The sequence below is a fragment of the Paracidovorax konjaci genome (genome assembly GCF_900112675.1).
Lineage (GTDB): Bacteria > Pseudomonadota > Gammaproteobacteria > Burkholderiales > Burkholderiaceae_C > Paracidovorax > Paracidovorax konjaci.
The window spans coordinates 149,293-172,584 of the sequence record NZ_FOMQ01000008.1 but is presented as its reverse complement, the minus strand read 5'-3'; the positions used below and the strand labels follow the sequence as shown (position 1 = coordinate 172,584).

Here is a 23,292-nt window from a genome sequence, read left to right as displayed (position 1 = left end):
GCACGGATGGACCATGAAAGCCGGCGCAATGGAGGGAATCCACTACTGTTCGCTGCCTTGCGCGCGTGGCGGCGGCAAGGACCGGGCAGGGACAGTAACGCGTCCGGCCTCATCGTTGCACGCTCGCCCGTGGCGCTGCCGGATGATCGGAGGGGGCTGCAGACGGTTTCGGTGGAACATGGCTTACCGTTGGCGAGCCGAATGGCCGGGGCGAGGTCGGGCGGATGGCGTCTCTCCTGCGGGCGGTTCCGGCAACATATAACCCTCTGACGGTGACCCGAAGGCCTGGGGCTTCGGCGCCTTCGGCTGGGAGTCGAAGCTGAAGGGCGGAAGCGGCAGCGGGTAGCTTGGGCGCTCTTCGCCCGCGGTGTCCCGCGGCAGTGCCCGAGGCTGGGCGGCAAGATCGCTGTCCAGGTGGGCGGGGGCGGATGCAGATTGCGATGCCGCAATCCAATGCCGGAAGGATGTGCCCGGAGGCCTTGGCAGTGGATGGGGAACGTGGTCCGGACCGTAGGGCTGAACGGGAAACGGATCCTTCCGCATCAGCTCGCCCAGGGTGACTCTGGGGCGGTGCGGGGCCGTGGGTTGCGAGGACGGCTTCGCCGGGTCCGGTACCCTATCGAATAGGCGTTGTGCATGCTGCTGCGCCTGAACCAGTTCCTTGCCCGCCTGCGTTTCGGCCCGGACACCCCATGCCACTCGCGGGTCGGTCCCAGGCTCCGTCAGCGCCTCCGGCACAGGTTCCAGCGGGAGCGGCCTGCCTGCCGGCGTGAGGCGGGGTGTCCAACGCTCGGAGTGGTCTTCGGGCGCGGACGCGTGCTGCTGCGGTGTTCGGCCCACCTGCTGGGCGCCTGCGGGCAGGAACTCATGCAGGCGAGTGGATTCCGCGGCTGCCTTGCCCTGGAGCACGCCCAGCATGGCGCTCTGCGAGGACTCGTCCTTGGCCTTTGTCTTGAACTGCAGGTTGTTGGCGACCCAGGCATCGTGGCTGTTCAGCAGGGCCCTTACCTTCCTTCGGTAGCCATCCGCCTTGCCCGGATCGCCGGCCTCGGTCGCGGTCTGGATGAGGCCCTGCAACTTGTCGTAGGCCTCGGCCGCCTGGGGCCGCAGTTTGGTCACTACCGAGAACACCATGCCAGGAGCACTGGCGGCAGCGGCCTGCGCCAGGGTGTCCTGCAGGCGCAGCCAGGCGCGGCCCGTCTTCTCGGCAGGATCGGCCCCCGGCACACCATCGCGTGTGGCGATCGCGGCGACGAACTCGTGCTGCCGGTGTTCGAGTTCTTGCAGGAAATCGTCCAGGTTTTCGAATTCCCTGATCATCTGGGTCTGGTCCGCCCAAGTCTCGCCGTGGCGCGTCGTCATGCGCAGGGTCGTGTCGACGCCGCTGTACGCCAGTTGCTTGCGGGCCTCCACGCTGACCCCGCGCACCTGGGCCGCTTTTTTCGGGTCGTAACGGGACCCGGACACCAAGCCCACGCTGGCACCGGCACCCGCGCGGATGTCGGCACGGTGCTGGGCGGACAGCTTGTATTCCTCCACATTGAGCCCCGAACGGCTCTCGGTCTGTACGGAGCGCAAGCGCAAGGTGTTGCTGGCCACTCCTGCCTGGACCCCGATGCCGACGGCTTGGCGGCTGGCTCTGCGGTCGTCCAGGTCCCGTTCCCGGGAGCCCCTGGCACGGACCGTGGCATTGGCGCCGAAGGCCAGTTCGGAGGTGCGGGCGCGCCGGGTGTTGGAGAGTTCGGCCACCGCCAGAGCAGGATGCTGGTCCAGCAGGAGGGCCAGCGCGTCCTGCGATGCCGCATCGCCGGACTGCGCACCGCTGCCCCGGGCCAGGCCGGTGAGCACGTCCGTGAAGTGGCGCCGCAGCGTGTCTTCGTGGTTCGCGGTGCGTTGCATGCGCAGGCTCACGCCCTGGGCCGTGGAGGTTTCGCCGCCCGCCTCCAGCCGCAGGTCGAACCGCAGAGCGATACCCGCTTCGTCGTTCTCGAGGTTGAACTCGTGGTCCGCGTGCCCGAGGGCGCCTCGAAGGCCGACGCTGAGGCCCAGGCTGGCGTTCTTGGAGTCGGTGGTCCCGATCTGCATCTGCATGGCCGCGCCCACCATGTTCAGGTCCATCGAGCGTTCGCGACCCAGGCCGATGCCCGCGATCGGTGTCAGGAGTTCCGGCGTGGCGGTGGCCACCGAAATGGCTTTTCCGAGTTCCAGCCGGGCCTGCCGCGCATCGCTGCTCTTGATCTTCTCGCCCAGGCTGATGCGGTGCGCCAGCGATTTCATCACCTCGGCCGCATCGGCCGGCCCCCGCACGTCATTGAACAACGTCACCGTGTCCGAGATGGCGAGTTCGAAGCGGTTGACGTGAACATCCCTTTGCAGCGACTGCAGCGCCGGCGCGGCCTGAGCGATGGCATCGGCCACCTTGCGGGGCGCAGCGCTGTGGGAGGGAGAGTCCGGGTCCATACGGGGGGGGCTCCACGGCACGGCGCTGGCGGCGTCGACCAAGGCGCGCATCAGCCGGCTTGCATCTGCACCCGAGGCTTTCATGGCGTCCCAGCTCTCCCGAAACCGGGTGGGCCAGGCCTTCTGCACCTGCTGCAGCGCCTCGTTCCAGGAGGGCCGCTCGCCTTCGGGCAGGATGGCCACCCAGTCGCGCGCGAGCTGGTTCTCGACCGCCTCGAACGTTTCGATGCGCAGCGACCGCAAAGCCGCCACTGGCTTCACGGCTGCCAGGGCGGAGGCGGTGGCCTGCATGAGGTTGGACAGTGCCCGGGTCTGCGGTGATTCACCGTGGACGGCGATCCCAGCGGCAGAGGCGACCTCTGTGAAGGCAACGATGGCCTGCCGGGCGATGTCGTCGGTGCGCATGCCCCGGGCGACCTGGCTGGTGACCTCGGCGTGCGGCGCCGTGTCGTCGGCGAGGGCCCGCAGATCGATGTGTTCGCTCATCAGCCGCAACAGGTGCCCGGCGTTGGGGTGGCTTCCTCGCAACGACTGCCATGACGCGTGCAATCCCGGGGGCAGCCCGGCCAGTCCCTGCGGCCCCAAACGGGCCTCCACCTGCTGAAAAAAGCGCTGGCCCAGGTGCTTGAGAGCGGTCTGTGCCGGAGTGCGGGTGCCGGCGCCCAGCCCCAGCTCTTCCAGTATGCCGAGCATCAGTTTCTCAACGGGTGCTGCCTGGGGGCCGGAGCGTGCCTGCAGGTGGGCGCGGATGTCGATCGCCGTGCGATGCAGCGAGGCCACGGCTTCGTCGCGGCGCGGAAGCATGCCGTTCTCGCTGGCGGTCTTGGTCATCTGGCGCATCACGGACTTGCGCCACATCGTGGGCCGAGTGCCGGGCAACCATTCGGCAATGGCAGGCAGCGCCGGGGCCAACAGCCCTTCCATGTTCGCGGAGTTCGTAGCCATGGCCTTGGGCAGTCCGCCCGACAGCCAGTTCTGGATCCGCCCCATGCGCCCCGAGGCGGCGCGTGCATTGCGCTGGCTGGTCTGGTCCAGGGCTCCGTCGCTGAATTGGTCCAGGCGTCGGCGCACACGGTCATAGCTCGAGCCGGATTCGTTGGTCATGAAGCCGTTCTGCACGCCGCGGAATGCCAAGCGCTGCCGGGAAACCTGTTCGGGCGAGCAGGGTGGCGCCTCGCCTGTCGGGCTGGCTTCACGGAAGGCCTGCGCGGCCGCCGCCTGCAGCCATTCGGCCTGGGGCCCGCGGACAGGAATGCCGGGCGAGCGGGTGCGCAGCGCCTGCAGCTCGACGGCGGCCGACATCGCCACCTGCAGGGCGGCTTGCTGATCTCCCGTGGCGGGCGGCACGGTCATCCGGGACAGCATGCGGTAGCCCCCCGGCTGCCGGGCCAGCGCGCAGGCCAGCCGCAGTAAAGGGTCTCCGTCGGAAACAGCGCGCTCCAGGGCCGTTGGCTGGAAAGCCGCGTCCACCTTGCCGGCCAGCCGGGCCGGGCTACTGCGGGAGAGTTCCTCCATCGCCTGCACCATTTCGGCGGGGTCGCCGGGGAAGGCCGCTCGCACGGCATTGATCAGCAGCTCCGCACCGAGGGCATCTGGCACGGTGGCGCCGTGGTTCAGCGCGCTGATCAAGGTGTCCGCCGACGCCCCCAGCCGTTCGTGCAGGACGGGCGGCACGCTGTCCAGCCACTGCGCGGCCAAGTCTGCGATGTAGCGTTCGGCATCTCCCTTCGCTTTGTCAAGAGCCTGGTTTGCGGCAGCGGTCAGTCGCTGCAGGGCACCGTCCGTGTCGACGCTTTCGCCATCGGGAAACGTGGCCTGACTGGCCAAGTGGATCACGGCCTTGGCTTTCTCCGAATGGACGAGATTGCGCAGGTGGTCCAACACGGCGGGTTGGGCGTCTGGGCTCTCCGTTGCAGCCCCACCCGGATCCTTCCGCTCGTTCTTCGGGAAGTCCAGTTGGTCGTACAGCATGTCGAGCGCATCGCTGGGCACGCTCGCCGGCCCTTTGCCCAGCGACATCACCGACAGCGCCTGCTGGGCCCAATGCCCTGTCGTGCCTAACACGGCCGCGGCGCGACCGGAGACGCCGTTGTGCGGCACGTGCCCGGTCTGGTGGGGCCGGAGGCTCTGTTCGACAGCCTCGGCCAGACCCGCCTTGGTCGCTTGGGGAAGATGCACCTCGCTGCCGCCGCCGAACCGCGGCGCCTGAACCTGATTCTGGCGCCCTACCGGATGCTGGGTCTGGGTGCCCGATGCCAGCGGGCCCACGCTGGTATTGAAAGTGACCTTGCCGGCTTTCCAGAGACCCTTGAGTTTGGTGAGTACGCCCTTCTGGGAGCGCGGCGCTATGTTGGAGGTGGTGTAGATCGCGTCCGCCCCGGTTTTTTCCCGCGATGCGAGACCCTTGGGTTTTTTTAGAGTGCTGCTGCCTTGGGAAGGCTGAGGTACCTCCACAGCCTTGTTTCCAGATGCCTGGGGTACGACTTGGTGGATTTCTCCTGCTTTATTCGCGCGCACGGCAGAGTCTCCTTCGAGGACGGTTTATTGCCCCATCGTCCAGAAGACTTTGCGAAATGTCCTCGAATGCACGAAGCCGTATCCCTCGGCGCGAACCTTTCGGACGGGTGTGCATGGACGGGCCGTTCGTGCCCGCTAGGGCGAGCCTCGGCGGATCGCAGGCCGTGCTCCGTCATCCCCACAGGGCGCAGACTCCTTTGGGGATGGCGCCCGCGCCCCCTGTGCCTAACTGTTCTGCTGCAGCGGTGCCGCGGGCCGCCGCATCACCCGGCGCTGGAACCACTGCGCGAAATCGTCCACGTAGGTGAACACCGCCGGCACCACCAGCAGGCTCAGCACCGTGGAGGTGATGAGGCCGCCGATCACCGCCACGGCCATGGGCGAGCGGAAGCTCATGTCCGCGCCGCCCCAGGCCAGGGCGATGGGCAGCATGCCCGCTCCCATGGCGAGGGTGGTCATGATGATGGGCCGCGCGCGCTTGTGGCAGGCATCCAGCAGGGCCTCCAGCCGGCCCATGCCCTGGTCGCGCCGCGCGACGATGGCGTACTCCACCAGCAGGATGGAGTTCTTCGTGGCGATGCCCATGAGCATGATGAGCCCGATGAGCGAGGGCATCGAGAAGCTCTTGCCCGCGATCAGCAGGCCCACGAACGCACCGCCCAGCGAGAGCGGCAGCGCCATCAGGATGGTCACGGGCTGCAGGAAGTCCTTGAAGAGCAGCACCAGCACCAGGTAGATGCAGACCACGCCGGTGAGCATGGCCAGGCCGAAGCTCGCGAACAGCTCGCCCATCATCTCGGCATCGCCCACGTCGATCAGGCGCACGCTGGCGGGCATCTGCCGCACCGAGGGCAGCGCCCGCACGGCTTCGGTGACCTCGCCCAGGCCGCGCGAGCCGAGTTCGATCTCGAAGTTGACGTTGCGCGCACGGTCGTAGCGGTTGATCACGGCGGGGCCGCTGCCCACGTCGAGGTGCGCGACCTCGCCCAGGCGCACCGGCCCGCGCGCGCCGGGCACGGCCAGGCGTTCCAGCACCGAGAGGTCTTCGCGCGCCGCATCGTCCAGGCGCACGACGATGGGCACCTGCCGCTGCGCGAGGTTGAGCTTGGGCAGGTTCTGGTCGTAGTCGCCCACCGTGGCTACGCGCAGGGTCTCGGCGATGGCGCTGCTGGTCACGCCGAGGTCGGCCGCCCGGGCGAAGTCCGGGCGCACCACGATCTCGGGGCGCACGAGGCTGGCGCTGGAGCCGATGTTGCCGATGCCGGAGATCGTGCGCAGGTCGCGCTCGACCGCGCGGGCCGTGTCGGCGAGGGCCTGCGGGTCCTCGCTCGCGAGCGCCAGCACGTACTTGTCGTTGGAGCCGCCCAGGCCGATCTTCACGCGCACGCCGGGAAGGTCTTCCATGGCGGCGCGCAGCTGCTGCTCGATCTCCTGCTTGCGCGGGCGTTCGCCGCGCGCCACGAAGCGCAGGGTGAGCGTGGCCTTGCGGGGGTCGCCCACGCTCGATCCGCCCGCCATGGGGTCGGCGCCGGCCGAGCCTCCGCCGATGGCGGTGTAGACGCTGCGCACGTGGCCCACCTTCAGCACGCGCTCCGTGGCCAGGGCCACCGCGGCGCGGGCGTCGGGCAGCCGGCTGCCGGGCGGCAGCTCCAGGTTGACCTGGGTCTGCGCGTTGTCGTCGGGCGGGATGAAGCCCGAGGGCAGCAGCGGGATGAGTGCCAGCGACCCCACGAAGAACAGCAGCGCGCCGATCAGCGTGACCACGCGGTGGCGCAGGGCCCAGGCCGAGGCGCGCATGTACGCCGAGAGCCAGCGCGGCTCCTTTTCCTCGCCGTGCAGCGGCTTGAGGATGTAGGCGGCCATCATCGGCGTGAGCAGCCGCGCCACGACCAGCGAGGCGAACACCGCGAGCGCGGCCGTCCAGCCGAACTGCTTGAAGAAGCGGCCCGGGATACCGCTCATGAAGGCCGTGGGCAGGAACACCGCGATCAGCGTGAACGTGGTGGCGATCACCGCCAGGCCGATCTCGTCGGCCGCCTCCATGGCCGCCTGGTAGGGCGACTTGCCCATGCGCAGGTGGCGCACGATGTTCTCGACCTCCACGATGGCGTCGTCCACCAGGATGCCGACCACCAGCGAGAGCGCCAGCAGCGTGATGATGTTGATCGAGAAGCCCAGGAAATACATGCCGATGAAGGCGGGCAGCACCGACAGCGGCAGGGCCACGGCCGAGACGATGGTGGCGCGCCAGTTCCGCAGGAACAGCCACACGACCACGATCGCCAGCACGCCGCCCTCGTAGAGCAGGTGCATGGAGCTGTCGTATTCGTCGCTCGCGATCTCCACGAAGTCCACCGTGCGCGTCAGGTGCAGGTCGGGGTGTTCGGCCACGAGCTGGTCGAGCGCGCGCTGCACGCCCGCGCCGACTTCGACCTCGCTCGCGCCGCGGCTGCGCGAGACCTCGAAGCCGATCACCGGCTTGCCGTCCAGCAGGGCGGCGGTGCGCGGTTCGGCCACGGTGTCGGTGACGGTGGCGAGCTGGTCCAGGCGCACGCGGCCGCCGCCCGACAGCGGAATCTCCAGCATGCCGATCTCCTGCGCGGTCTGCACCGTCGCGATCGTGCGCACGGGCTGCTCCGCGCCGCCCAGGTCGGTCCGCCCGCCCGCGCTCTCGGTCTGCACCAGGCGCAACTGCCGGGAGACGTCGGCCGCCGTGGCGCCCAGCGCCTGCAGGCGCAGCGGGTCGATGGCCACGCGCACCTCGCGCTGCACGCCGCCCACGCGGTTCACCGCGCCCACCCCGGGCACGGCCAGCATGCGGCGGGTGAGCGTGTCGTCCACGAACCAGGACAGGGCCTGGTCGTCCATCTTGTCGGAGGCGATCGCGAACGCCAGGATGGGCTGCGCGGAGAGTTCGAGCTTGGTGACGATGGGGTCGCGCAGGTCGGCCGGCATGTCGGCACGCACGCGCGAGACGGCCGAGCGCACGTCGTCCACGGCCTCCTGCACGGGCTTTTCCAGCCGGTACTCGGCCGCGATGGTGGCCGTGCCGTCCACGATGGTCGTCGTGATGTGCTTGAGGCCCTGCGTGGTGGCGATGGCGTTCTCGATCTTGCGCGCCACGTCGGTCTCGAGCTGCCCGGGCGCCGCGCCGGGCAGCGCGGCGGTGACCATGACGACCGGCAGGTCCATGTCGGGGAAGTTCTGCACCTTCATCGCACGGAACGACAGCACGCCCGCGAAGGTCAGCAGCACGAACAGCATCGCCGCCGGAATGGGGTTTCGGATGGACCAGGCGGACAGGTTCATGGCAGATCCTTCAGGCGGCGCGCCGGGAGGAGGAGGGCGGTGTGCGGCATGGAAGAATGCTCCTTATTTGATAGCACTCTTTGCAGTGGATCCGGCGGCATGGGGGCTGGATGGCACTGGTTTCGGAGCCGCGGCGGCCTCCACGCGCACGGTGTCGCCGTCGTTGAGGAAGGCGCCGCCGCGCTCCACGATCACGGAGCGCTCCTGCAGGCCCGAGAGCACCTCCACGCGGTCGCCCGTGCGCTGGCCGGTCTTGACCTGGCGCATCGCCACGCGCCCGCCGTCGCCGACCTCGAACACCGTGCTGAAGCCGTCGCGCACCACCACGGCCGATTGCGGCACGGTGAGGATGTCGCGCTGCGCCAGCAGGAAGTCGCCGCGCGCGAACATGCCCGCCCGGATGTCCGGGTGCGCGGGCAGGTCCACATAGACCAGGGCGTTGCGGGTCTGCGGGTCCACCGTGGGGGCCACCACGCGCACGGTGCCCTCCACCTCGGCGCCGCTCGCGGCGGTGATGCGCGCACGGGTGCCGGGCTGCACGCGCGGCAGGTCGCTGGAAGTGACTTCGGCGCGCCATTCGAGGCGGCCCTTGCGCACCATGCGGAACAGCTCCGTGCCCGCGCCCACGACGGCACCCACCGTGGCGGTGCGTGCCGAGATGACGCCGCTGTCGGGGGCAAGCACCTGGGTGTGCTTGAGGCGCAGCTGCTGCGCGGAGAGCGCCGCCTGCGCGGCCTCGACGCGCGCGGCGGCGGTTTCGCTGGCGGTGGTGTATTGCTGGATCTGCTGCTGGCTGAGCGCGCCCGAGGCCTGCAGCGTGCGCGCGCGCTCGGCGTTGGCGGCCGCCTCGGCGGCACCGGCACGGGCTTCGAGCAGGCTGGCGCGGCTCTGCGCGGCCTCGGCCTGCACCGTGTCGGCGGAGAAGACGGCGAGCACCTGGCCCGCGCGCACCGTGTCGCCCACGTTCACGCGCACCTCGGTCAGGCGCAGGCCGTTGCTCTCGGCGCCGATGCTCGCCTCCTGCCACGCGGCGACGTTGCCGTTGGCAGGCAGGCGGGCGGCGAGCGATTCGCGCCGCGGCGTAGTGGTCGTGACGGTGAGCGCCGGCCGCGGCGCGGCCGCAGCGGCGCCCTTGCCGTCCTTGGCGCCTTCGGCGTGCGAGGCGCCGGGCGCGAAAAGCAGGGCGGTGCCGCCGGCGGCGGCGATGAGGCAGGCGGCCGCCAGGGCCAGCAGGAAGGGGCGGGAACGCAGTCGCAGCATAGGAAGTCCGTGGTTGCGGTCGAAAAAAACGGTTTCGGAGGTAAAGGGTGCGAAGGAGGAGGGGCCGGCCGCGAACGGTGCAGCCGGTGGCCGGCCGGAGCGGGCCTACGGAGCCGCCGCCGACTGCAGCGGTGGCTCCCAGCCGCCGCCCGCGGCGCGGTAGAGGCCGACCCAGGCGGCCATGCGCTCCTGCCGCAGCGTGATGAGCGAGGTCTCCGCGTTGAGGGTCGAGCGGCGCACGTCCTCCAGCTCCACGAGGCTCGCGAGGCCGCCGCGCCAGCGCGCTTCGGTGGCGGCGAATGAGGCGCGGTAGCCCTCGACCGCGCGCTGCGCGTCGGCACTGCGCGCGGAGGTGCTGGCCAGGCGGACCAGCGACTGCTCGACCTCGCTCACGGCCCGGCGCACGTTGGCGCGGTAGAGCTGCGCGGCTTCCTCGTAGCGTGCCTCTGCGGCATCGACCTGGGCCGCGCGCCGTCCCGCATCGAAGATCGGCAGGCTCACCCCGAGCGGCCCGATGGACCAGGTGTTGGTGGACAGGCTGGTGCCGCCGGTGCTGCCCCAGGCGCGGCCGACGGAGCCCGCCAGGGTCAGGCGCGGCAGGCGCTGCGTACGCGCATTGCCCACATCGGCGCTGGCGGCGGCCACCTCGCGTTCAGCGGCATACACGTCGGGGCGCTGCGCCAGCACGCGGGCCGGCAACTGGTCGACGGCGAAAAGCGCATCCGGCACGGGCTGGGCCGCCGCGGTGGCCGCAGCGGCGGCGCGTGCGCGCAGGTCGGGTTCCGGCAATCCGGTGAGGGCGACCAGGCCCTTGAGGTCGATGTCGCAGGCCATGCGTTGCTGCTCGGCGCGCACGCGGCCTTCGGCGTTGCTGGCCTGCGCCAGGGCGCGCGTGGCCGGGGCCGTGAAGCCGGCGCGCTCGCTGGCTTCCGACAGGCGCGCGCTCTCCGCGCGGGAGCGGGAGTCGGACTCGGCCACTTCCGCCAGGCGCAGGCACTGGCGCCAGCTGTCGTACTGCGTGGCCACTTCCGCGGCCACCGAGACGCGGGCCTCGTGCCACTGGGCCTGCGCACCCGCCAGGCGCTGCCGCGCAGCCTCGTCGGCTGCGGCGTTGCCCCCGAAAAGGTCCACTTCCCAGCTCGTCTGCAGGGTGCCCTGCACCGTGGTCGCCAGGCCGCCGGCCTGCTGGTTGGTGCCGCGGGTCGCGTCGCCCTGGGCGCCGAGCGACGGCAGCAGCGCCGACCGGGCCGCCACCTGCGTGGCGCGGGCCTGGGCCACGCGCGAGCGGGCCTGTGCCACGCCCGGGGCGACGTCCTGCGCGGCCGCGATCAGGTCCACCAGCAGCGGGTCGCCCAGGCGCTCCCACCAGTGCGCGATGTCCTCGACGCGGCCCTGGTGGGGCAATGGGGCCTGCCAGGCAGCGGGCGTGGGCGCATCGACGCGCGGCGCGGGCGCGCGGGCCGCGCAGCCGGCCAGTGCCAGCAGTGCGGCGGCGCAAAGGAGGCGGCGTGGCACGGGAGGGGAGGTCAGCGTCATGGTTTCGGCGTCTTTCGGCGGACCGGTGAACGGGGAACGGAGGGGGCGGCGGCCGCGGCGGCGGGCCGGGATGCGCGGGGCTTGGGGCGCTGGGCGGGAACTGCGCTGCGCCGCCAGATCTCCTCGGCGGCGATCATGGCCATCGCGTAGTCCACCATGCGGTCGGCCCAGAGTTCGACGGCCTCGGCGCTGGCCAGCAGTTCGGGCTTGAGCGCCTCGATGTCGTCGCGGTGGCCCCACAGCTGGAACGCCAGGCTGGAGAGGGTGAGCGCCAGCCGGTGGATGGCCAGGTCCGCGGTGGCCGTGCCCATGCGCTGGCACAGCAGGCGCACGAGCGCTTCGTGGGGCTGGCGCACGTCCTTGTCGAGCCCGCGCTCCCACTGGCCCGTGGGCTCCAGCATCTCGCGGATGTGCAGCCGCACGCTCTGGCGGGCCAGCTCGCCGTGGCTGAGGGGCGCGAGCGCGGCATGGAAATAGCGCCGCAGCGCTTCGTGCAGCGGAACGCCGGGCTCCGTGAAGGCGGAGCTGAGCGATTCCCGGTCCCAGATGGGCTCGGTGAAGACGGCGCTGTAGAGCGAGGCCTTGTCGCCGAAGTAATAGCTCACCGCCGCCACGTTGGCCTGCGCGGCCGTGGCGATGGCGCGGATCGAAGTCTTGGCGTAGCCCTGCTCGGAGAACAGCCGCAGTGCGGCGGAGTGCAGGCGGTCCCGCGCGGAGGCGGGCTCGCCACCGCCGTCGCGGGCGGGCGATTCCGTGGGCGGGCGGGGGGCGGCGGAGCGCGATCGGCGTGCGGACATGGCCGCGGATTACATCACAATCAATCAAACGTTTGTTTGAATTCTGCAGCGCACCTGCGTTGCCCGTGCCCGGGCAGGAGCCGCGCTTCAGGCCGCGGCGAACGCCTGCGGCATGCCGGCGGCAGCGGGCGGGCGCGCCGCGATGAACGCACGGCATTCCTCGGCACCGGCCGCGCCGAACGCGACGGTCCAGCCCGAAGGCACGTCCACGAAATGGGGCCACAGCGACGATTCTTCGCGCGCGTTGTCCAGCACCAGGAAGAGGCCGGTGGTGTCGTCGAGGGGGTGGGTCATGGGAAGGTTCTCCAGGGAGTGGTTCGGTTCATGCGCAAAGGGCGGGCACGGTCGGCGGGGAATGCCGCGGAGCCGGTTGGAGGCCGTGCAGGGCCTGGGCGATCGCTGCCAGCGCGTCGGAGCCCGCGAAGGCCTCCTGCAGCGCCCGGGCACGCTGGCGGTACGAAGGGTTGCCCAGCAGCTGGTGGACCGCCTCGGCGATCGCGCGGCTGCCGGGCTGCCCCGTCTTGAGGTTGATGCCCGCGCCGCTCCAGGCGACACGGGCCGCGATCTCGGGCTTTTCTTCCGTGCTGCCGGCCACGGCCATCGGGATGCCGAGGCTCAGGGCGTGGTTGACGGAGCCGTACCCGCCATTGGTGACCAGCACATGCACCTTCGGCAGCAGCCGGTCGTAGGGCAGGAAATCGACGACGCGGGCATTCGCGGGCGCGGCGGCGGAGACCTCGGGCGGAACGGGGCCTCCGGTGGTGGCGATCACGTGCAGGTGCGGCATCCCGGCCAGGGCCTGCAGCGTGGGCACGATCAGGTGGCGCGGGTTCTCGTTGGCCAGCGTGCCCTGCGTGACCAGCACCACGGTGCGGCCATCGTCCAGCGTGTGCCACCACGGGGGCGGCTCGAAGTCCCGGGAGGGCGGCGCCAGCAGCGGGCCCACGAAGCGCACCGTGGCCGGCAGGTCGCTGCGCGGGTACTCGAAGGCTTGCGCGGTGAGCTGCAGATACAGGTCCGGCAGGGTGAACATGGCGTCGGCGAAGAACCCCGGCAGCGCGGGGCGCCCCAACTGCGCGAGCACGTGGTCGAAATGCCGCTGCACGTCGCCGAACACCGTGCGCCGGACCGTGGCCTGCAGTGCCTGGTATTGCTGGCGCTGCAATGCGGTGGCGGGGGGCGGCAGGCCCGATCCGAACATGGCGGTGTCGGTGCTGGAGAGCGCCAGGGCGCTGATGCCCAGGGCCACGATGGCGGGCCGCGCGCTGCGCTCGCCGAGCAGCAGGGGCAGGGAGCCGCAGAACATCGTGTCGGTGACGATCGCATCGGCGTCGAAACCGCCGTCCAGGATGCGCTGCAGGCCCTCGCATTGCAGCGCCATGGCATCGGCGAAGAAGTGCCGCAGGCCGAACGCGATCCGTGCGGGACCGGGCGGCAGCCGCAGCCGCTGCGGAAAGCGCTGGTCGAGTTCGCGGTAATCGTGGTCGATGCCGGGCAGCAGCGGGGTGAAGGATGCTCCCGTGGCCTCGGCCCGGGCGCGGAACAGGCTTCCGGTGTGGACCCGCACCTCGTGTCCCAGTCCCACGAGGTACCGCGCCACGGCCAGGACCGGCAGCACGTGCCCGGGCAGGGCCGTGGCGGCGAGGAGGTAGCGCGCCATGGCGGTCCCGCGCGTCAGGCCAGGGCTGCGGCGGGCCGTTGCCCCGCCGTTTCGGTGACCCCGAAGCCGAGGTTCTCGAAATAGCGCCGCAGCAGTTGCCGGTCCACCGACTGGATCGGCGCTCCCAGCGCCTGCAGCCGGGCCTGGGTGGCGGCTCCGCAGAGGATGGGCGGTACGGCATCGGTGTCGTAGGCGCCCAGGATGGCGAGCAGGGCCGCCAGATCCTGGTCCTGCGTCATCGCCAGCCGCATGTGGGCGTGGTGCAGCCAGGTATCCAGGTCCGTCGGTTGCAGCGGCCGGCCGATCTGCTGGAAGACATCGCGCACATCCCCCACGTGCAGCGGCTCTGAGCCGAGCAGGTGGAAGATCCGGCCCCACGATTCCTGCTGCCTCGACAGCCGCACGACGGCGCGCGCCACGTCGTCCACCGGGGTGAGGTTGAGCGGCAGGTCCAGATCGGGATACATCTCCAGATCGACATACAGCTGCGCCACGCGCCAGAACACGTCCGCCTGGTTGCAGGCCGCATGCACGTTGTCGCCGGTGATCGATCCGAGCCGGTAGATCGCCACCGGCAGGCCGCGTGCCTGGGCCGCGCGGGCCAGGCGGTCGGCCACCCACTTGCTCTGCGCGTAGCCGCCCACCAGGCCGGCGGGCGTGGCGAGGGGCGCCTGCTCGGTCACCACCGGGGTTTCGGGGTCGAGCCCGATCACGCCGAGCGTGGAGACGTAGTGCATCACTTTCGGGCGCCCGCGCTGGGTCCATTCCAGCAGCGTGACCACGCTGTCCACGTTGGAGGGCTTGAGGCTCTCGTAAGGGTGCAGGTAGTCCACCTGCGCCGCGCAGTGGTAGATGGCATCGCATTCGCCGCAGATGCGCTGCATGGCCTCGTCGGTGACGCCGAGCTGCGGCGCGCCCAGGTCGCCGGTGACGACCTCCACGCGGGCGCCGTCCCAGGCGTCCGCCAGGTGGCGCTCTTCCAGCGCGCGCCGGATCTTCCGCGCGCCTGCGGCCTCGTCGGCCGCACGCACGTGGCAGACCACGGACGCGGTGGTCTCGCGCAGCAGGGTGGCCAGCAGGTAGCTGCCGACGAAGCCGCTGGCCCCGGTGAGAAACACGCGTTGCGCCGTGACCGGCGGCGCGGCCCCTTCGCGCCCGCGGATGTGGTCGGGCAGCACGGTTTCGGCCTGCAGGTCCACGGGCGGGCGCTCGCCGCCGTTGTTCTCGATCCACGCGGCCAGCTCGGCGATGGTGGGACGGTTGTACAGCTCGGCCGGCGGGAACTCCGGGTGCAGGCGCTCGCGCACCTGCATGCCGAGCTGGATCGCCATGAGCGAGTGCCCGCCCAGTTCGAAGAAGTTGTCATGGATGCCGACCTGCTCGACCTTGAGCGCGCGCGCCCACAGCTCGGCCAGCGTCTGCTCCGCCGCCGAGCGCGGCGCGGTGTAGGTATTGCGGGCCGTGGGCGCGAGGGGCGCCGGCAGCGCGCGGCGGTCCAGCTTGCCGGTCGGGCCCAGCGGCAGAGAATCGAGCGCGACGAATGCCGAGGGCACCATGTAGTCGGGCACGTGCTGCGCCACATGGGCCTTCAGCGCGAAGCTGTCCAGCGGCGCTCCATCGGCGGGCACGTAGTACGCCACGAGGAGCTTGCCGGCATGGGCATCCTCGTGCACCACCACGGCCGCCTGCAGCACGGCGGGGTGGCGCAGCAGCGTGGCCTCGATCTCGCCCGGCTCGATCCGAAGGCCGCGGATCTTCACCTGGTGGTCGGACCGCCCGAGGAAGTCCAGGCTGCCGTCGGCGCGCCAGCGCGCGAGGTCGCCCGTGCGGTACATGCGGCTGCCCGCCGGGCCGTGCGGGTTGGCGATGAAGCGCTCGGCCGTGAGCACGGGGCGGTTCAGGTAGCCCCGCGCCAGGCCGTCGCCCGCGATGTACAGCTCGCCCGTGACGCCGACCGGCAACGGCTGCAGGCCCGGGTCCAGCACGTACATCTGGGTGTTCCAGATGGGGCGCCCGATCGGGATGCGCGCCAGGCCCGCGCCGTCCTGCGGCCCGCATGCCCAGGCGGTGACGTCCACGGCCGCCTCGGTGGGGCCGTAGAGGTTGTGCAGCCCGCAATCGAAGGTCTGGTGGAACTGCGCGGCCAGCGGGGCGGGCAGGGCTTCGCCGCTGCAGATCACGCGGCGCAGCGTGGTGCACGCCGCCGCCGCCGGGTCGCGCAGGAACACGTCGAGCATGGAAGGCACGAAATGCACGGTGGTCACCGCTTCCTGCGCGATGAGGCCGGCCAGGTAGCCGGTATCGCGGTGGCCGCCAGGCCGGGCGACCACGAGGGTGGCCCCCGAGATCAGCGGCCAGAAGAATTCCCAGACCGACACATCGAAGCTCGAAGGGGTCTTCTGGAGCACGCGGTCGTCGGCCTGCAACGCGTATTCGGCCTGCATCCAGCGCAGCCGGTTCGCGATGGCGGAATGCGGCACCACCACGCCCTTGGGCTGGCCCGTGGAGCCCGAGGTGTAGATGACGTAGGCCGGGTGTGACGGCTGCAGGCCGGTGCGGAGCGGGGCCTCCGCGACGCCTTCGGCCTCCGGGCCGTCGGTGATGAAACGGGGGATGCGTGCATCGAAGCGCTCCGACAGTTCGCCGCAGGTCATGAGGCACACGGGCTGTGCGTCTTCGAGCATGAAGGCCAGCCGGTCCGGGGGGAAGTCCGGATCGATCGGCAGATAGGCCGCGCCGCTGCGCAGCACCGCGACCAGCGCCACCACGAGTTCCAGCGACCGCGGGATCGCGAGCGCGACGATGCGTTTCGGACCCGCGCCCATCGCAGTGAGCCGGCGGGCCCAGGCCGCGGCGCGCAGGTCGAGTTCGGCCCGCGTCATGGAGCGGCCCTCGAAGCGCAGAGCCACCGCTCCGGCATCGCGCGAGAGTCCCTCGTCGATCAGTTGCGCGAGGTGGGCCTCGGGCTGGGCGTGCGCCGTGTCGTTCCAGCCGCTCAGGAGCGTCTGGCGTTCGTGCGGTGGCAGCACGTCCAGCCGGCCGATGGCCTGCGCCGGCTCGTGGGCCAGCCTGTCCAGCAGGCCCAGGAGCCTGCGCTGGTGGGCCGCCAGTTCGGGGCCGGTGTAGAGCGCGGGGTTGGCGTCGAAGTCGATCTGCAGGTCCTGGCCGTTCCCGCATTCGTACATGAAGATGCCCAGATCCTGCGCGGTGCCGTTGGTGAGGTTGCGGAAGGCGGCCGGGCAATCCCCGAAGCGCAGGTCGTAGTCGAAGGGCTCCACGTTGATCACCGTGGTGAACAGCTGCTGGTTGTTGGCCAGCAGCTCCAGGTCCTCGCGCAGGTGCTCGTAGCGGTAGGCCTGGTGCCGCAGGACCTGGCGCATCTGCCGCCCGACCTCGCGCAGCAGGTCGATGAAGAGCAGATCGGGCCGCATCGCGAGCCGAAGGGGCAGCGCGTTGGCGACCATGCCCGGCGCGCGCCGCATGCGGTCGTTGTAGCGCGCGGTCACGGGCACGCCGATCACGAGGTCCGATACCCCCGTCATGCGGTAGAGGTAGGCTGCGGTCGCCGCGATCAGGAACTGCGGAAAGGTGCCGCCATGCTGCTGTGCCGTGCCGCGCGCCGCGGCCACCTGCGCGGCGGGCCAGTGGGCCGTGCTGCGCAGCAGGCCGCCCACGTTCGCGCTGCGCCGGTCGGCCAGGCTCAGGGGCGCGGGGCGGTCCTGGAACCGCTCCATCCAGTATTCGCGGTCGCGGCGCGCGCGCTCGGAGCCGCGGTAGGCCCGGTCTTCGTCGATCAGCGCGGACAGCGGGGCCAGCTCGGACGCCGCGGGCGGGGGCGTGCCCTCCACCAGGGCGGTGTAGAGGTCGGCCGCACGGCGCGCGAGCACGACGCCCGCGAAGCCGTCGAATGCGAAGTGGTGGCCGCGCTGGTACCAGATATGGCGTTCCGGGCCCAGCTGGAGCAGGGCGCTGAACCACAGCGGGCCTTGCACGACGTCCACCTGGCGTGCGCAGTCCTGCGCCATCCATTGCTCGGCCGCGGCCTCGGGGTCGGCCTCGCCGCGGAAGTCGAGCACGGGCACGCTGCCGGAGAACTCGGGATCGATCCATTGCCGGGGGCCCTCGGGCGTGTCGGCCACGCGCAGGCGGATGGTGTCGGCCTCGCGGCACAGGGACTGCAGGGCCTGCAGGAACCGGTCCGGTGAGAAGGGGCCGCGGATGTCGATCGCCTCGGCCAAGTTGAAGTTCGTGTCGCGGGAGGCGAAGCGGGTGCCCAGCCACATCCCCATCTGGGCGGAGGTGAGTTCGAAGCGGTGGGCGGGAAGAGGAATGGCGCGCATGGACTGCTCCGTTCGGTTCATGAAAACGAGGGGTGGCGAGACTTGCCGGCATGCCCCGCCGGTGGGGGGCGCGCAACCGCTGATCTGCGCCCTGGCGGGGCGCAGGGTGTCGATGGCGCTGAATGGCCGTGATGAGGCACGAGTGCCCTCCCTCTCTGGATGAAACGGCACCTGGGGTGCTCTTTTTCGCTAGCGATCCGCCGTCTCGAGCGGGCGATGGGCAGCGCGATCTTGTAATCTTTTGTCGCTTGGGCGTATCGTGCCAAAAGGTTGATCTATATCAATGCGCAAAAATTTATGGCCCGAATAAGAAGGGCGGACCTATAAATTTTGTGAATGATTTGGCAAGTCAATGCTTGGTAAGAATTTATTGATGCCCTTTGGAACGAACAGCGCCTGCGCATCCGTCCGGCGAGTGGCGCCGGACATGGGCGCTGCGCGGCATTGGGGCAGGAATGCAACGGTTTGGCCTCCCTGGGATAAACGCGTGCCCGCCAAGGCCGGGCTTGTTGGCAGAATTTGTTGCAATTGGGCCGCGCGTCGCGGTTGACAAGGAGTTCCGATGTTTCGCAGTTTTTCGATCAGGACGGGTCTGTTCCTGGTCCTCGCGTTTTTCACCGTGGCGCTGCTCGTCGCGGTCGCAGGGGGCTGGATCGGCACCCGGTCCGGCGTGGCGGCGTCGGAAGTCCAGGCGCGGTTCTCCCGCGAGATGCTGGCGCTCAAGCAGGCGGAGATCCGCATGTGGGACAACCGCGTCGCGCTGGCGGTGGGCCACCGCAACATGCTGCGCGGCGACGCGCCCGCCAGCATCCGCAGCCAGACGGACCGGGCCGACAATGCGATGCAGGATGCGGCGCAGATCCTGCAGTCCGTCTCGCAAGAGGTCGATGCCGAAGACCGGGCCCTGGCCGATTCGGTGCTCGCGGCCTTCAAGTCCTATGACGTGCTGGTGCGCCGCGGCAGCGCGGGCCTGGCCTCCGGCAACGAGGCGGAGTACAGCGGCAAGGAGATCGTGGACCAGCGCAACCGGCTGCTGGCCGAAATGGACGGGCTGATGCAGCAGCTGTTCAAGGCGGCGCAGCAGCGCGGCCAGAACCTGCGCGAAGACACCGTGCGCCTGCAGGGCACGTCCCAGGCGATTGCGGCCTTCCTGATCGTGAGCGGCCTGCTGCTGGCCGCCGGCTGCTGGCTGTTCATCCGCCGGCAGGTGCTCGTGCCGCTCGACGAGGCGGGCGGGCTGCTGGAGCGCGTGGCGCAGGGCGACCTCACGTCGCGCATCGAGGTGCGCTCGGACAACGAGATCGGCCGCATGCTCCAGGCCGCGCGGGCCATGCAGGAGGGGCTCGTGCGCATGGTCACGCAGGTGCGCCAGGGCGTGGAGGAAATCCGCACCGGCGCACAGGAAATCGCCGGCGGCAATGCCGACCTGAGCGGCCGCACCGAGCAGCAGGCCGCTTCCCTGGAGGAGACGGCCGCCAGCATGGAAGAGCTGTCGTCCACCGTGAAGCACAACGCCGACAACGCCCGGCTGGCCAGCCAGCTCGCCTCCGGCAGCATGGAAGTGGCGCGGCGCGGCGGATCGGCCGTGGACGAGGTGGTGGTGACGATGCAGGCGATCTCGGAGAGTTCGCGCAAGATCGCCGACATCGTCAACGTGATCGACGGCATCGCCTTCCAGACCAACATCCTGGCGCTGAACGCCGCCGTGGAGGCCGCGCGGGCGGGCGAGCAGGGCAAGGGCTTCGCGGTGGTGGCGGGCGAAGTGCGGGCGCTGGCGCAGCGCAGCGCCGAGGCCGCCAAGGAGATCAAGGCGCTGATCGCGGATTCCGTCGGCAAGGTGGGCACGGGCGCATCGCAGGTGGAGCGCGCGGGGGCCACGATGCAGGAGATCGTCGCCTCGGTGGAGCGGGTGACCGACATCATGGGAGAGATCTCGGAGGCATCGCGCGAGCAGTCTTCGGGCATCGACCAGGTGAACCAGGCCGTGGTGCAGATGGACCAGGCCACGCAGCAGAACGCGGCGCTGGTGGAGCAGGCCGCGGCGGCCGCGTCGTCGCTGGAAGACCAGACCCGCCGGCTGCAGTCGGCCGTGGCGCAGTTCCGCGTGGCGGCGGGCGACGCCGCTGTCGCTGCCCACTCAGCGGCTCCCCTGCCCGCCGCGGCCCTGCGGCCCGTCGCTCCGCAGGCACCACGGGCTCCGGCCCCGGCCCCGGCTGTGGCCTTGAACCGGGCCGTGCCGGCCCGCCCCGCCGGGGGCGCCGCAGGGGCTCCCCGGCCAGCGCCGGCTCCGGCCAAGGCGGCAGCGCCCCGCAAAGCGGGCGCCCCGGCGCTGGCGCCGGCAGCGGCACCTGCCCCCGCCAAGGCCCGGGCAGCCGGGCAGGACGACGATTGGGAAACGTTCTGAGTCGGGGTCGGCGCGGGGGCTGGAAGCGCCTGCGCCGATCTGCTATTAAATATGTAGCAAACTATTCAATAAATCCAGCGGCATGGGGCCGTTTTGACCTGAAGCCAGTCGCTGCTCCGCGGGCGCGGGCTCCCGGTCTGTGCCCGGGGCCGTGCCGCTTTCAGGGCGCGGGACCGCCGAACACGGCATGCCACAGCGCCATCACCGCTTCGCGCTCCGCGCGCAGCGCGTCGGGCGCCACGCGGGTCGGTTCCTCGTTGAGCCGGGCACGGTGCTGCACCTGCCGCAGCGCGCGGTAGGCCGTGGCCGCCGCCGATCCCACGCCGGCCGGCAGCAGGCCGGCGCTCTCAGCGCGCTGCAGCAAGGCGATGTTGCCGAGGTTGTCGCACAGGCCCGGGTGGTCGCCCGAATGCGCGAGCACGAGGTACTGCACCGCGAACTCCGCGTCCACCATGCCTCCGACGCTGTGCTTCACGTCGAACTGCGCGGGCGGCACCGGGTGCGCGGCGCGCACGCGTTCGCGCATGGCGACGATCTCCGCGTGCAGGCCGGCGGGATCGCGCGGCGCGGTGATGACGGCCGTGCGCACGGCGTCGAAGCGCTCGAGCAGCGCATCGCTGCCCATCACGAAGCGCGCCCGCGTCATGGCTTGGTGCTCCCAGGTCCAGGCGGTGTTGCTGCCGCGCCGCTGCTGGTAGTTGGCGTAGGCGTCGAAGCTCGTGACCAGCAGGCCCGAGCTGCCGTTGGGCCGCAGCGCCGTGTCGATCTCGTAGAGGTCGCCCTCGCCGGTCTTCACCGTGAGCCAGTTGATGAGCTTGCGCGCGAAGGCGGAATAGGCCTCGGGCGCGCGGTCGTCGTCGTCGTCGAACACGAAGACGATGTCCAGGTCGCTGCCGTAGCCCAGTTCCTTCCCGCCGAGCTTGCCGTAGCCGATGATCCCGAACTGCGGGATGTCGCGGTGCCGGTTGCGCAGCCGCTCCCAGCACCATTGGGTGGTCACGCGCAGCACGCTGTCGGCCAGCGCGGAGAGATCGTCGGCCACCTGCTCGACGGTGATGCGGCGCTCCACGTCGCGCGCCAGGGTGCGGAAGGTCTCGGCGTGCTGCGCGCGGCGCAGCAGGTTGAGCAGGGCTTCGTCGTCGTCCTCGCCCGTGGACCGCAGCGAGGCGATGCGCAGGCCGAGTTCACGCTCGAAATCCTCGGGCACGAAGCGCTCGGAGAGCAGCGCGTCGCCGGCCAGCTCGTCGATCACGCCGGGGTGCTGCAGCATGTAGCGCGCCGGCCACTGCGCGGCGCCCAGCAGGTGCATGAGGTGCTCGTGCACCGAGGGCCGCTCCAGCAGCAGCGCCAGGTAACTCTCGCGGCGCAGCAGCGGCTCCAGCCAGGCGACGAGGCGCACGGCGGCGTCTTCGTTCACGCGGCCCTCGCCCAGCCAGCGCGCCGTGCGCTGAACCAGTCGGAAGAGCCGCGCGCGTGCCTCGTCGCGCAGCGCGGCCACGCGCGGGTGGTCCCGCCACTCGGCCACGCGCTCGCGCACCTTCGGGGGCAGTTGCTCCAGCAGCGTGTCGAGTTCGGGCACGGGCGCGGACTGCGCGCGCGGGCCGCCGCAACCGCCGCCGCTGCACTGGCGCTTTCCGGGGCCGCCCAGCAGCGTGTCGAACTCCTGCGCGACCAACTCCCGGTGCGCATCGAGCTGGTGCAGGAAGGCGCAGCAGCCCATGCCCAGCGTGGCGGCGATCCAGGCGAGGTCGTCGTCGCGCGTGGGCAGCACGTGGGTCTGCTGGTCGTCCAGGTACTGGATGCGGTGCTCCACGCGGCGCAGGAAGGTGTAGGCCTCGGCCAGCGCATCGGCGGTTTCCTGCGGCATGAGCCCGGCGCGCGCGAGGCGCTGCAGGGCCTCCAGCGTGGGGCGGCAGCGCAGCTCGGGGAACTGCCCGCCGCGCACCACCTGCAGCAGCTGCACGATGAATTCGATCTCGCGGATGCCGCCGCGCGAGAGCTTCACGTCGTTGGCCCGCTCCGGGTGGCCGGCGCTGCGCTTGGCCGCGTGGTCGCGGATCTGTCGGTGCAGCGAGCGCAGCGAGTCGAACACGCTGTAGTCGAGGTAGCGGCGGAAAACGAACGGCAGCACCACGGCGCGCAGGCCCTGCACCGCCGGGTGCGAAAGGCCGTCGCGCGGCGCGACGATGCGGCTCTTGAGCCAGGCGAAACGCTCCCACTCGCGCCCCTGCACCTGCAGGTATTCCTCCAGCGCCGCGAGCGAGAGGGCGGGCGGGCCCGAGTTGCCGTTGGGCCGCAGGGCCAGGTCCATGCGGAAGACGAAGCCGTGCTCGGTGGTCTCGCCCACCAGCGCGTGGACGGCCTTCACGGCGCGGCCGAAGTATTCCTGGTGCGAGAGCCGGCCGCGGCCGCCCTCGATCCCCGCGGTCTCGCCGTCGTGCTCATAGACATAGATGACGTCGATGTCGCTGGAGACGTTGAGTTCGCGCGCGCCGAGCTTGCCCATGCCCACGATCCAGAGCGCCACGGGCTCGCCCTCCGGGCCGACCGGGGCGCCGTGGCGGGCGTCGAGTTCCTGGCGGGCATGGCGCAGGGCCTCGTCCAGCGCCAGTTCGGCCAGTTCGGTGGTGGCGCGGGTGATGTCGGCGAGCGGGGCGCCGTCCTCGCAGTCCAGCCGCACGAGGCGCTCCATGACGAGCTGCCGCAGCACGCGCAGGGCCGCGCCGGTGTCGTGCCCGAGCGCGCGCAGGGCCGGCAGCGCCTCGGCCATGGTCTGCCGCGTGGGCGCGCCGGGCGGCAGCAGGGGCAGCTCGGATGCGTAGCGGCGCAGCAGCCGCTGGTGGAATCGGGAGTGGGAGGCGCCGCCGGCATCGGCCGGGAGCGCGCCCGGGTCAGCGGAAGTTGCGGACATAAGGCAAGGAAGAGGCTCTGAAAGCGTACATACCGACACCCTTTGGGGCTGAACCCGCACAGCGGGCGCGGGTCATAATTCCTGCCACATCCAAGCCC

At 71.0% G+C, this 23,292-nt stretch carries 10 protein-coding genes; 1 reads left to right on the top strand and 9 read right to left on the bottom strand.

Annotation, left to right across the window (positions count from 1 at the left end; all coding sequences use genetic code 11):
• Nucleotides 1-183: 183 nt before the first annotated feature.
• The 8 genes from BM144_RS14025 to BM144_RS13990 all read right to left on the bottom strand — a co-directional run bounded on the left by BM144_RS14025 (nucleotide 184) and on the right by BM144_RS13990 (nucleotide 17,879).
• Entirely contained in the window at nucleotides 184-4,977 is a 4,794-nt protein-coding gene (locus BM144_RS14025; protein ID WP_175526024.1) for a hypothetical protein, read from the bottom strand.
• Nucleotides 4,978-5,202: 225 nt separating this feature from the next.
• The gene (locus BM144_RS14020; RefSeq protein WP_092953287.1) at nucleotides 5,203-8,286 is read right to left on the bottom strand and encodes an efflux RND transporter permease subunit; all 3,084 of its coding nucleotides are present in this window, start codon (nucleotides 8,284-8,286) and stop codon (nucleotides 5,203-5,205) included.
• Between the two features lie 63 nt (nucleotides 8,287-8,349).
• Nucleotides 8,350-9,546 carry an efflux RND transporter periplasmic adaptor subunit gene (locus BM144_RS14015; protein WP_092953285.1) on the bottom strand — a complete coding sequence of 399 codons (1,197 nt, stop codon included), beginning with the start codon at nucleotides 9,544-9,546 and terminating at the stop codon, nucleotides 8,350-8,352.
• Nucleotides 9,547-9,651: 105 nt separating this feature from the next.
• Nucleotides 9,652-11,082, bottom strand: a complete 1,431-nt coding sequence (locus BM144_RS14010) for an efflux transporter outer membrane subunit (protein WP_092953283.1) — start codon at nucleotides 11,080-11,082, stop codon at nucleotides 9,652-9,654.
• On the bottom strand, nucleotides 11,079-11,879 hold the full coding sequence (locus BM144_RS14005; RefSeq protein ID WP_092953281.1) for a TetR/AcrR family transcriptional regulator: 801 nt from the start codon (nucleotides 11,877-11,879) through the stop codon (nucleotides 11,079-11,081). Before BM144_RS14005 ends, BM144_RS14010 begins: the two co-directional genes overlap by 4 nt.
• 87 nt (nucleotides 11,880-11,966) lie before the next feature.
• The gene (locus tag BM144_RS14000) at nucleotides 11,967-12,173 is read right to left on the bottom strand and encodes an MbtH family protein (RefSeq protein WP_092953279.1); all 207 of its coding nucleotides are present in this window, start codon (nucleotides 12,171-12,173) and stop codon (nucleotides 11,967-11,969) included.
• Nucleotides 12,174-12,201: 28 nt separating this feature from the next.
• Complete coding sequence (locus tag BM144_RS13995; RefSeq protein WP_092953277.1) at nucleotides 12,202-13,539, bottom strand: glycosyltransferase; 1,338 nt, start codon at nucleotides 13,537-13,539, stop codon at nucleotides 12,202-12,204.
• Nucleotides 13,540-13,553: 14 nt separating this feature from the next.
• On the bottom strand, nucleotides 13,554-17,879 hold the full coding sequence (locus BM144_RS13990; protein WP_092953390.1) for a non-ribosomal peptide synthetase: 4,326 nt from the start codon (nucleotides 17,877-17,879) through the stop codon (nucleotides 13,554-13,556).
• A gap of 562 nt (nucleotides 17,880-18,441) precedes the next feature.
• On the opposite strand from BM144_RS13990, the gene BM144_RS23600 reads away from it, so the two are divergent.
• On the top strand, nucleotides 18,442-20,283 hold the full coding sequence (locus BM144_RS23600; RefSeq protein ID WP_092953275.1) for a methyl-accepting chemotaxis protein: 1,842 nt from the start codon (nucleotides 18,442-18,444) through the stop codon (nucleotides 20,281-20,283).
• Nucleotides 20,284-20,443: 160 nt separating this feature from the next.
• On the opposite strand, the gene glnE is transcribed toward BM144_RS23600, so the two are convergent.
• Nucleotides 20,444-23,194 carry a bifunctional [glutamate--ammonia ligase]-adenylyl-L-tyrosine phosphorylase/[glutamate--ammonia-ligase] adenylyltransferase gene (glnE, locus tag BM144_RS13980; RefSeq protein ID WP_092953273.1) on the bottom strand — a complete coding sequence of 917 codons (2,751 nt, stop codon included), beginning with the start codon at nucleotides 23,192-23,194 and terminating at the stop codon, nucleotides 20,444-20,446.
• Nucleotides 23,195-23,292 lie beyond the last annotated feature (98 nt).

What these genes read in the sequence shown, in the direction of transcription:
- BM144_RS14005 (WP_092953281.1), bottom strand. Translation starts at nt 11,879, where the DNA reads ATGTCCGCACGCCGATCGCGCTCCGCCGCCCCCCGCCCGCCCACGGAA.
- BM144_RS14020 (WP_092953287.1), bottom strand. Translation starts at nt 8,286, where the DNA reads ATGAACCTGTCCGCCTGGTCCATCCGAAACCCCATTCCGGCGGCGATG.
- BM144_RS14015 (WP_092953285.1), bottom strand. Translation starts at nt 9,546, where the DNA reads ATGCTGCGACTGCGTTCCCGCCCCTTCCTGCTGGCCCTGGCGGCCGCC.
- BM144_RS23600 (WP_092953275.1), top strand. Translation starts at nt 18,442, where the DNA reads ATGTTTCGCAGTTTTTCGATCAGGACGGGTCTGTTCCTGGTCCTCGCG.
- glnE (WP_092953273.1), bottom strand. Translation starts at nt 23,194, where the DNA reads ATGTCCGCAACTTCCGCTGACCCGGGCGCGCTCCCGGCCGATGCCGGC.
- BM144_RS13995 (WP_092953277.1), bottom strand. Translation starts at nt 13,539, where the DNA reads ATGGCGCGCTACCTCCTCGCCGCCACGGCCCTGCCCGGGCACGTGCTG.
- BM144_RS14010 (WP_092953283.1), bottom strand. Translation starts at nt 11,082, where the DNA reads ATGACGCTGACCTCCCCTCCCGTGCCACGCCGCCTCCTTTGCGCCGCC.
- BM144_RS13990 (WP_092953390.1), bottom strand. Translation starts at nt 17,879, where the DNA reads ATGCGCGCCATTCCTCTTCCCGCCCACCGCTTCGAACTCACCTCCGCC.
- BM144_RS14000 (WP_092953279.1), bottom strand. Translation starts at nt 12,173, where the DNA reads ATGACCCACCCCCTCGACGACACCACCGGCCTCTTCCTGGTGCTGGAC.